The following is a 10,371-nucleotide window of genomic DNA, read 5'->3' as shown; positions in this document are numbered from 1 at the left end:
GTTCCCGCTCTGCCTGGGATTACGGGCCCCTCGGTGCCGAGTTCAAGGAGAACATCAAGCGCCAGTGGTGGCAGACCATGGTCCGCGGCCGCGAGGACGTCGTCGGGCTCGACTCCGCCGTGATCCTGCCGCGCCAGGTCTGGGAAGCCTCCGGGCACGTCGAGGTCTTCAGCGACCCGCTCGTCGAGTGCCTCTCCTGCCACAAGCGGTACCGCGCGGACCACCTCGAGGAGGAGTACGAGGAGAAGAAGGGCCGCGCTCCGGAGAACGGCCTGAAGGACGTCACCTGCGCCAACTGCGGCACCAAGGGCCAGTGGACCGAGCCGCAGGAATTCTCCGGCCTGCTCAAGACCTTCCTCGGCCCCGTCGCCTCCGAGGAGGGCTTGCACTACCTGCGTCCCGAGACCGCGCAGGGCATCTTCGTGAACTTCAACAACGTGCTGACCACCGCGCGCAAGAAGCCGCCGTTCGGCATCGGCCAGATCGGCAAGAGCTTCCGCAACGAGATCACGCCGGGCAACTTCATCTTCCGCACCCGCGAGTTCGAGCAGATGGAGATGGAGTTCTTCGTCGAGCCGGGCACCGACGAGGAGTGGCACGAGACCTGGATGAAGATCCGGATGGACTGGTACACCGGCCTCGGGATCAACGCCGACAACCTCCGCTTCTTCGAGCACCCCGCCGAGAAGCTGTCGCACTACTCCAAGCGCACCGTCGACATCGAGTACCGCTTCGAGTTCGCCGGGTCGACATGGGGCGAGCTCGAGGGCATCGCCAACCGCACCGACTTCGACCTCAAGACGCACAGCGAGCACTCCGGCAAGGATCTGCAGTACTTCGACCAGGCCAACAACGAGCGCTGGACGCCGTACGTCATCGAGCCCGCGGCCGGCGTCAACCGGTCGATGATGGCGTTCCTGATCGACGCGTACGTCGAGGAGGAGGTCCCCAACGCCAAGGGGGGCACCGACAAGCGCACGGTCCTCAAGCTCGACAAGCGCCTGGCCCCGGTCAAGGCCGCGGTGCTGCCGCTGTCGCGCAACGAGGACCTGTCGCCGAAGGCCCGCGGGCTGGCCGCCGAGCTGCGCCAGTTCTGGAACGTCGACTTCGACGACGCCCAGGCGATCGGCAAGCGCTACCGCCGGCAGGACGAGATCGGCACGCCGTACTGCATCACGGTCGACTTCGAGACGCTCGACGACCAGGCCGTCACGATCCGCGATCGCGACACCATGGCGCAGGAGCGGATCGCGCTGGACCAGGTGACCTCGTGGTTGGCGGCGCGCCTGCCGGGGTGCTGAACCCCTCGTGGTCGACAATCGGCGGGTGAGGACCTCGCGCATCGCCGCAGTCGCCCTGGCCGCCGCGCTCGCGGTCGCCGGGTGCTCGTCGGACTCGCAGGGCGATGCCAAGGCGAGCGACACGCCAGCGGTGCCCAAGGGCTTCGACGTGCCTGACGGGGTGACCTTGACCAAGGGCGGCACGACCCTCGCGACCGGCAAGCCGGGAACCGTGGTCTACGAGGGTGCCTCCAATGCGACCAGCGCCGTCACGGTGACGGTGTCGCGCATCGCCAAGGGGTCGATCAAGGACTTCCGCTTCTTCTCCCTCGATGCCGCCGCGAAGGCCTCGACGCCCTACTACGTGCGCGCGACGATCAAGAACGAGGGCCCGGCGGGCCTCGGCGGGGCGTCCCTGCCGCTCTACGCCCACGACGACGCCAACACCAACATCCCGGCCAACCCGATCGTCGGCGCGTTCAAGCCGTGCCAGCCGTCGAAGCTCCCGTCGAGCTTCCTGCCCGACGCCAGCGCGAAGGTCTGCCTGGTCTACCTCGTCCCCAAGGGGCACAAGCTGGACTCGGTCGTCCTGCAGCCCGGCACGACCGAGGACGCCGTCAGCTGGAAGCCCTGACCCGCTGACCGCGGGATCGTGGGCAGGGTCTGGGAGAATGGGGGCATGCCCACTGCCGCCCTGCCCCGCACCCTGAGGCTCGGCGACCTCGAGGTCCCCAACCCGGTCGTGCTGGCCCCCATGGCCGGCGTCACCAACGCAGCGTTCCGTCAGCTCTGCGCCGAGCAGGGTGCCGGGCTGTACGTCTGCGAGATGATCACGTCGCGGGGCATCGTCGAGGGTGACCGGACGAGCCTGGCGATGCTGACCTTCGCCGCCAACGAGACCTACCGCTCGGTCCAGCTGTACGGCGTCGACCCCGTCACGATCGGGCGGGCCGTGGAGATCCTGTGCGCCGACCATGGCGTCGACCACGTCGACCTCAACTTCGGCTGCCCCGTGCCCAAGGTGACCCGCAAGGGCGGGGGAGCGGCGCTGCCGTGGAAGGACGCCCTCCTGGGCCAGATCCTGGAGTCGGCGGTCGCCGCTGCGGCGCCGTACGGCGTGCCGGTCACGATGAAGACCCGCAAGGGCATCGACGACGACCACCTGACCTATCTCGACGCGGGCCGCATCGCGCAGGACACCGGCTGTGCGGCGATCGCGCTGCACGGACGTACCGCCGTCCAGCACTACTCGGGACGCGCCGACTGGGCCTCGATCGCCGAGCTCAAGTCCGCCGTCGACATCCCCGTGCTCGGCAACGGCGACATCTGGGAGGCCGCCGACGCGGTCCGGATGATCGAGGAGACGGGGTGCGACGGTGTCGTGGTGGGCCGCGGCTGCCTCGGGCGCCCGTGGCTGTTCCGCGATCTCGCGGCCGCGTTCTCCGGCGAGGTCGTCGTCGGGTTGCCGACCCTGGGCGAGGTCGCCGCGGTGATGCGCCGCCACGCGGAGCTGCTCGGCGACATCATGGGGCAGGAGCGGGGCTGCATCGAGTTCCGCAAGCACATCGCGTGGTACCTCAAGGGGTTCGCCGCCGGCAAGGACGTCCGCAGCCGCCTCGGCATGGTGTCGTCCTACGCCGCGCTGGACGACCTGCTGGGCCGTCTGGACCCCAGCGAGCCCTACCCGGTGGCCGAGCTCGGCACGCCCCGCGGCCGCCAGGGCACGCCCAAGCGCGTCTCGGTGCCGGACGGCTGGCTGGACTCGCGCGAGATCACGGCACCGCTGGACCCCCTCGCGGAGGACGGCACGTCGGGCGGATAGCCTCCTGCGCGGTGCCGCTCGGCGCCGTCGTGACGAACCCGAGGATGCCTCATGCCCCTGCCCTGGACCCTGCACGGCGACGGCCGCACGATCACCGACGGTGAGGTCGTGGCCCCCGGTGAGCGGCTGAGCTGGCCCCGCACGATCGGCTTCGGCGCCCAGCACGTCGTCGCGATGTTCGGGGCGACGTTCCTCGTGCCGATCATCACCGGCTTCCCGCCGTCGACCACGATCCTGTTCTCCGGGATCGGCACGCTGTTGTTCCTGGTGCTGACCGCCAACCGGCTGCCCAGCTATCTCGGCTCGTCGTTCGCGTTCCTCGCGCCGATCGCCGCCGCCAAGGCCGGCGGGGACGACATCGGCACGGCGCTGTTCGGCATACTGGCCTGCGGCGTGCTGCTCGCCGTGATCGGCGTCATCGTGATGTGGACCGGGACGGGGTGGATCCAGTCGCTCATGCCGCCGGTCGTGGCCGGCTCGATCGTCGCGCTGATCGGGTTCAACCTGTCGGGCGCGGCGACCACGAACTTCGCCGAGGCGCCGTGGACCGCGTTGATCACCCTGGCGGTCGTGCTCCTGGTAGCCGTGTACGCCCGCGGACTCCTGGCGCGGCTGTCGATCGTCGTCGGCGTCATCGTCGGCTACGGCGTGGCCGCCATGGCCGGTGCGCTGGACTTCTCCGAGGTCGAGAAGGCGGCGTGGGTCGGCCTGCCCGACTTCCAGGCGCCCGACGTCGCGTGGTCGGTGCTGCCGGCGTTCCTGCCCGTCGTCCTGGTCCTGATCGCGGAGAACGTGGGGCACGTGCGCAGCGTGGCCCAGCTCGCCGGGGACGACACGATCAACCGGGCCACCGGTCGCGCCCTGCTGGCCGACGGCCTCGCCACGACGCTGGCCGGTGCGGCCGGGGGATCGGGCACCACGACGTACGGCGAGAACATCGGCGTCATGGCCGCCACCCGTGTCTACTCGACCGCCGCCTACTGGGTCGCCGGCATCATCGCGATCCTGCTGGGGCTCTCGCCCAAGATCGGCGAGGTCATCCGGACCGTGCCCCCGGGTGTGCTCGGCGGCGTGACGGTCGCGCTGTACGGCCTGATCGGGATCATCGGCGTCAAGATCTGGATCGACAACCACGTCGACTTCTCGCTGCCGGTCAACCAGTTCACCGCGGCGGTCGCCCTCGTCATCGGCATCGGCGACCTGACGATCAAGATCGGGGACATGGTGTTCACGGGCATCGCGCTCGGCGCCATCGCGGCGATCGTGGTCTTCCACGTCATGTCAGCGGTGGAGAAGGCCAGGGCGGTCCCGGTTCGCTAGGACCGCGCCGCCCGGGCGCGGGCGAGCTGGGCCACCAGGGCTGCCCTCGCGTCGCGCTCGTCCAGGTGGCGGCCGTCCGCGTCGACGGGGCCCTGTGGCGTGTGGACCTCGATCGTGGCGACCCCACGTCGCCGCTGCAACGGGCCCTGCCGCACCTCCACCGACTGCGTCTTGCGGTGCGGGACGATGCTGGTCGACCGCTCGATCCACCCCTCGCGCGCGACGAACGCGATGTCGTCGGCGGCGATCCAGCGGTAGCGCCAGCCGACCGGTGCGAATGGCCAGGACCGGCTCGGTGCACAGGTCCGCGGCAGGTCGTCGAGCATCACGCCGGGGATCAGCTCGCGGACGATCGCTTCGGCCAGGGCCCGATCGGCGATCGGCAGCAGGGTCGAGGAGGAGGCGGGGCCCTCCTCGGAGCTGTGAGCGGCGTAGCCCGCGACGTCGACCTCCAGGCGCTGCCAGCCGAACCGGCGCCAGACGAACGGCTCCTTGACGGCGATGCCTTGCACCCGGGCGTACGGGATGGTCTGCGAGGTTCGCGAGAACAGCCCACGCTCGATCCGCAGCCCCCGCTCGCCGCGCGACAGGGTGAAGTCCCACTGCTGGAGGATGCGCTTGCCGACGATCTGGACGACCCACGTGCCGACCGCGACGACGCCGCCGAGCAGCACCACGACCTGCTCGAACCAGATCGCGGCCACGACCAGGCCGACGGTCACGGCGGTGGCGAGCACGAAGTCCAGGGACAGCAGCGTGCCGATGATGACGCGGTCCGGCCCGACGATCGTGATGACGCTGCGGTGCTCGGCGACCTCCTCGACCGGCGAGTCGCCGTGGGCGCGGGAGAGCAGGACCCGACGCAGCTCGCGGGTGTCCTCGAGCGACAGGAACCGCAACGAGGTCCGCGAGTCCTTGCCGCCGGCCATCTCGATGCGCAGCTCGGCCAGTCCGAGGAGCCGGGCGACGAACGGCTCGGCGATGTCGACGGACTGGATGCGTTCGTAGGGGATGCGGCGCGAGGACTTCGTGATGACGCCCGAGGTGATGCGCAGCTCCGTGCCGTCGATGACGTAGCGCGTGAAGAGCCAGCCGACGTACCCCGCGCCCATCCCGAGGAGCAGGCCTCCGACGAGCGCGGCGACCAGGCTCAACAGCGGGCTCAGGTCCCCGAAGGCGTCGCCGGTGAAGAGCGAGCCGAGCAGGCCCACGGAGGCCGCGACGGCCCACAGCGCGCCCTGGACGACCGCGGTCAGCGGGTGGGTGCGCAGCCCCACGGCCTCGCCGGGACGGTCAGACCCCGGCGCCATGGGCCTCGCCCAGCTCGGTCAGCCGGTTGCGCAGCCGCGTGGCCTCGTCGGCGCGCAGGCCGGGGATGTCGGCGGCCGTCTCCGTGCTGGCGGTGTGCAGCGTGACGGTCGCGATGCCGAACGCGCGCTCCAGCGGTCCGGCCTGGACGTCGACGAACTGCATGCGGCCGTACGGGATCGCGACGAGTCGCTTGAACATGACGCCGCGCGTCACCAGCAGGTCGTCGTCGTTCTCGGCGTAGCCCCAGCTCCGCTGGTTGCGGCCGGCCCAGGTCCAGCCCCACCCCGCGACGCCGAGCGACACGGCCACGAGCGCCCAACCCACCACGGCGACCCACGTCGTGAGGCCGGGCAGGAGGGCCACCACCAGCCCCGCGACACCGACCATCGCGGCCGGCAGCAGCAGGAGGATGCGACGCACCGTCGCCAGCTGTGGTGCCACGCGGGTCCAGTGCCCCGCGACGGGGTCGAAGAGATCGTCCACGCGGCCACCCTAGACGGGTTGTCGCTGAGTTGACCGTGCATGGCCCGTGGTGGGAGACTGAGAGACGCAGAACGCGTGTTTCTGCCCTTCCCCTCAGCCCTTTCCCGCGGAGAACAGACATGGCCAAAGCACTCGTCGGACACCTCGGTGGACCCACCCACGACCAGCTTCGGGAGGCCGCCGCGCTGCACCGTCGCATCGCCGACCTCGAGGACGAGGTCCTGCGCCTCAAGATCGAGAACGACGGCCTCCTCACGACCCTGCGCGAGCGGGTCGACCTGGTGACCGCCGGCGACCTCGCCGAGCCTGTCGCACACTGAAGTTCCAGCGGACTAGGGTGGCTCGCAACCACCGCACGTCGTAGGAGTCCGCGTTGTACCTCAAGAGCCTCACTCTCCGTGGGTTCAAGTCGTTCGCCTCCTCGACGACCCTCCAGCTCGAGCCCGGGATCACGTGCGTCGTGGGGCCCAACGGCTCCGGCAAGTCCAATGTCGTCGACGCCCTCTCGTGGGTCATGGGCGAGCAGGGCGCCAAGTCGCTGCGCGGCGGCAAGATGGAGGACGTCATCTTCGCCGGCACCTCGGGGCGTCCGCCGCTCGGGCGGGCCGAGGTCGTCCTCACGATCGACAACTCCGACGGCGCCCTGCCGATCGAGTACTCCGAGGTCACGATCTCGCGCACGATGTTCCGCAACGGCGGCTCGGAGTACGCGATCAACGGCAGCACGTGCCGCCTGCTCGACGTCCAGGAGCTGCTGAGCGACTCGGGCATCGGCCGCGAGATGCACGTCATCGTCGGTCAGGGCCAGCTCGACAGCGTCCTGCGCGCGACGCCTGAGGAGCGGCGCGGCTTCATCGAGGAGGCCGCGGGGGTCCTCAAGCACCGCAAGCGCAAGGAGAAGGCGCTCCGCAAGCTGGACGCGACGCAGGGCAACCTGACCCGGCTCAACGACGTCCTGACCGAGCTGCGTCGCCAGCTCAAGCCGCTGGGACGCCAGGCCGAGGTCGCCCGCCGGGCCGCCGTGATCCAGGCCGAGGTCCGCGACGCCCGGGCCCGCATCCTGGCCGACGACATCGTCTCGGCCCGCACCGTGATCGCCGAGGAGCTCGCCGACGAGACGGCGCTGCAGGAGAAACGGCAGTCCGTCGAGCAGGCCGTCGCCGCGGCACGGGAGGCCGAGACCGAGCTCGAGGACCGGCTGCGCGAGGACTCGCCGCGGCTGTCCGCCGCCCAGGAGACGTGGTACAGCCTGTCGGGGCTGCGCGAGCGCCTGCGAGGCACGGCGGGCCTGGCCAACGAGCGCGTACGTCTCGCGGCCGTCGAGGCCGAGGACAGGCGGGTCGGCCGGGAGCCCGAGGAGCTCGAGGCGGAGGCGCGCAAGGCGCAGGAGCAGCACAGCGCGCTCAGCGCCGGGGTCGAGCAGGCCACCGAGGCGCTCGAGGCGGTCATCGCTGACCGCCACGAGGCCGAGCAGGCCTACGCCGCCGAGGAGCGGCGGGTCGCCGGCCTGCTGCGTGCCGCGGCCGACCAGCGTGAGGGGCTGGCCCGCCTGCACGGGCAGGTCAACGCGCTCAAGAGCCGGGCCACCGCCGCGGGCGAGGAGATCGGCCGGCTGACCGAGGCCCGCGACGAGGCCGAACGACGTGCGGTCGAGGCCCAGCGCCAGTTCACGTCACTCGAGAACGAGATCGCGGGCCTCAACGCCGGCGAGTCCGGCCTCGACGAGGAGCTCGAGGCCGCGGAGAGCCAGCTCGACGCCGCGACCGCCGTGCTCACGTCACTCAGCACGCAGGCGCAGGACGCCGAGCGCCAGCAGGCCGCGCTGACGGCCCGCAAGGAGGCCCTCGAGCTCGGCCTGGCCCGCAAGGACGGCGCCGGGGCGCTGCTGGCCGCGACCGACGAGATCAGCGGCCTGCTCGGATCCGTCGCCGCACTGCTGACGGTCCGTGGTGGGTTCGAGACCGCGATCGCCGCAGCGCTGGGCTCGGCGGCCGACGCCGTCGCGGTCGATCACCTCGACACCGCGGTCTCGGCGATGCAGAAGCTCAAGTCCGAGGACCTCGGCCGTGCCGGGATGTTGCTCGGCGGGGGAGAGGTCGACGACTCGACGTGGCCCGGGTTGCCGGACCTCGCGACGTACGCGATCGACGTCGTCGAGGGACCCGCACCGTTGCAGGGCGCGCTGCGCCGGCTGCTGTTCAAGGTCGCCGTCGTCGACGGGCTCGAGCACGCGCAGGAGGTCATCCGGCACGCGCCCGACGTCACCGCGGTGACCCGGGACGGCGACCTCCTGGGGGCGCACTTCGCCGCCGGCGGGTCCTCCTCCAAGCAGAGCCTGATCGAGGTCCAGGCCGCCATCGCGCAGGCAGACGCCGATCTGACCGCGGCGGTCCACACGCTCGAGCGGCTGACCTTCGAGCGGGAGACCGGACAGACGGCCCGCGCCGCCGCCCAGGAGCGCGTCGACACCGCGCTGGCCCACCTGCACGAGTCCGACGCCACGATGGCCGCCGTCGCCGAGAACCTCGGCCACCTCGGCGCGACCTCCCGGGCCGCCCGGGGCGAGGCCGACCGGCTGTCGACCGCGATCGCGACGGCGCAGGAGGCCCAGGCCGGCGACCTCTCGGGCCTGGCCGAGCTCGAGGAGCGGCTGTCGCAGGCCGAGGCGGCTCCCGAGGAGGAGCCCGACACGGCACTGCTCGAGGAGCTCGCCGAGACCGCGTCGGCCCGCCGCAAGGCCGAGACCGAGGCTCGGCTCGCGCTGCGCACCAACGAGGAGCGGGCCCGGGCGCTGGCCGGCCAGGTCACGGCCCTGTTCGAGGCGGCGAAGGCCGAGCGTGAGGCCCGGCTCAAGGCCGCCGAGCGGCGGGAGCGTCAGCTGCGCGAGGCCGAGACCGCCCGTGCGGTCATCGCCGCGAGCGACCAGGTGCTGGCCCGGCTCGAGCTGTCGATCGCCGAGGCGTCCACGCTCCGCACCGAGATCGAGGCGTCCCGCACGGGGCGCGAGGAGACGCTGCGCTCGGTGCGCGGTCAGCTCCGCGAGCTCAGCACGCAGCTCGACGGCCTGACCGACACGGTCCACAAGGACCAGATGGCCCGCGCCGAGCTGCGCCTGCGGCTGGAGGGCCTCGAGACGCGCGCGCTCGAGGAGCTCGGCCTGGAGGTCGAGACGCTCGTCGCCGACTACGGGCCCGATCAGCTCGTCCCCCCGATCACGGTCGAGGGTGAGGACGACTCGCTGCCGGCCGAGCCGATCCCGTACGAGCGCGAGGCTCAGGTCAAGCGGCTGCGCGGCGCCGAGCGGTCGATGGCGATGCTGGGCAAGGTCAACCCGCTGGCGCTCGAGGAGTTCACGGCGCTGGAGGAGCGGCACCAGTTCCTGTCCGAGCAGCTCGACGACCTGCGCAAGACCCGCCAGGACCTGCTCGAGATCGTCGAGGAGGTCGACGCCAAGGTCGAGCAGGTCTTCACCGAGGCCTGGTACGACGTGGAGGACGCGTTCCAGCACGTCTTCAGCCGGCTGTTCCCGGGCGGCGAGGGCGCCCTGGTGCTGACCGACCCGCAGAACATGCTCACGACCGGCATCGACGTCGAGGCGCGGCCGGCCGGCAAGAAGGTCAAGCGCCTGTCGCTGCTGTCCGGCGGGGAGCGGTCGCTCGTGGCCGTGGCGTTCCTGGTGGCTCTGTTCAAGGCCCGTCCGAGCCCGTTCTACATCCTGGACGAGGTCGAAGCGGCGCTCGACGACGCCAACCTCGGCCGTCTGCTGGAGCTCTACGAAGAGCTGCGGGCCAACTCCCAGCTCATCGTCATCACGCACCAGAAGCGCACGATGGAGGTCGCCGACGCGCTCTACGGCGTCTCGATGCGTGGCGACGGCGTCTCGGCGGTCATCAGCCAGCGGCTGAGGGAAGAGGAGTCGGCGTGACCGGACCACGGCTTCGTCGTGAGTTCGGGACGCTGCGGACCATCACGACCCGCTGGTCGGACGAGGACGTCTACGGTCACGTCAACAACGTCGTCTACTACTCCTACTTCGACACCGCGGTCAACGGCTTCCTGATCGAGGCGACCGGCACGGACATCCGCCGGCTCCCCGCCGTGGGGCTCGTCGCCGAGACGCAGTGCCACTTCCAGCGCGAGCTGGGCTTCCCGGAC

Annotated in this window: 9 protein-coding genes; 7 read left to right on the top strand and 2 right to left on the bottom strand. The window is 71.3% G+C overall.

The features are described from left to right. The 4 genes from JWQ91_RS00510 to JWQ91_RS00495 all read left to right on the top strand — a co-directional run. On the top strand, positions 1-1,301 hold a 1,301-nt coding region (locus JWQ91_RS00510), incomplete at its 5' end, for a glycine--tRNA ligase (protein WP_297779364.1). A gap of 25 nt (positions 1,302-1,326) precedes the next feature. After that, entirely contained in the window at positions 1,327-1,914 is a 588-nt protein-coding gene (locus JWQ91_RS00505) for a hypothetical protein (RefSeq protein WP_297779361.1), read from the top strand. 45 nt (positions 1,915-1,959) lie between these two features. After that, a complete protein-coding gene (gene dusB / locus JWQ91_RS00500; protein ID WP_297779358.1) occupies positions 1,960-3,102 on the top strand; it encodes a tRNA dihydrouridine synthase DusB in 1,143 nt (380 codons plus the stop codon). 51 nt (positions 3,103-3,153) lie between these two features. Continuing rightward, on the top strand, positions 3,154-4,422 hold the full coding sequence (locus tag JWQ91_RS00495; protein ID WP_297779356.1) for a solute carrier family 23 protein: 1,269 nt from the start codon (positions 3,154-3,156) through the stop codon (positions 4,420-4,422). On the opposite strand, the gene JWQ91_RS00490 is transcribed toward JWQ91_RS00495, so the two are convergent. After that, entirely contained in the window at positions 4,419-5,732 is a 1,314-nt protein-coding gene (locus JWQ91_RS00490) for a PH domain-containing protein (protein WP_297779354.1), read from the bottom strand. The two genes, JWQ91_RS00495 and JWQ91_RS00490, sit on opposite strands and share 4 nt — an antisense overlap. After that, on the bottom strand, positions 5,716-6,216 hold the full coding sequence (locus JWQ91_RS00485; protein WP_297779351.1) for a PH domain-containing protein: 501 nt from the start codon (positions 6,214-6,216) through the stop codon (positions 5,716-5,718). Before JWQ91_RS00485 ends, JWQ91_RS00490 begins: the two co-directional genes overlap by 17 nt. A gap of 119 nt (positions 6,217-6,335) precedes the next feature. Between JWQ91_RS00485 and JWQ91_RS00480 the strand changes: the two genes are divergently transcribed. From JWQ91_RS00480 to JWQ91_RS00470, 3 genes are all read left to right on the top strand, one after another. Further along, positions 6,336-6,536 (top strand): hypothetical protein, encoded by a 201-nt coding sequence (locus tag JWQ91_RS00480; RefSeq protein WP_297779348.1) that lies wholly within the window; start codon positions 6,336-6,338, stop codon positions 6,534-6,536. Positions 6,537-6,589: 53 nt separating this feature from the next. Further along, complete coding sequence (smc, locus tag JWQ91_RS00475) at positions 6,590-10,141, top strand: chromosome segregation protein SMC (RefSeq protein WP_297779346.1); 3,552 nt, start codon at positions 6,590-6,592, stop codon at positions 10,139-10,141. After that, positions 10,138-10,371, top strand: a 234-nt coding sequence (locus tag JWQ91_RS00470) for a thioesterase family protein (protein ID WP_297779343.1), incomplete at its 3' end; no start/stop codon positions are given. The genes smc and JWQ91_RS00470, both read left to right, overlap by 4 nt.

The organism is Aeromicrobium sp., assembly GCF_025965075.1.
GTDB lineage: Bacteria > Actinomycetota > Actinomycetes > Propionibacteriales > Nocardioidaceae > Aeromicrobium.
The sequence above is the reverse complement of the archived record's forward strand: the minus strand, read 5'-3'. Positions and strand labels throughout refer to the sequence as shown.

Bases quoted from the DNA above. Each gene is read 5' to 3' on its own strand.
- dusB (WP_297779358.1), top strand. From the start codon at position 1,960: ATGCCCACTGCCGCCCTGCCCCGCACCCTGAGGCTCGGCGACCTCGAG.
- JWQ91_RS00495 (WP_297779356.1), top strand. From the start codon at position 3,154: ATGCCCCTGCCCTGGACCCTGCACGGCGACGGCCGCACGATCACCGAC.
- JWQ91_RS00490 (WP_297779354.1), bottom strand. From the start codon at position 5,732: ATGGCGCCGGGGTCTGACCGTCCCGGCGAGGCCGTGGGGCTGCGCACC.
- JWQ91_RS00480 (WP_297779348.1), top strand. From the start codon at position 6,336: ATGGCCAAAGCACTCGTCGGACACCTCGGTGGACCCACCCACGACCAG.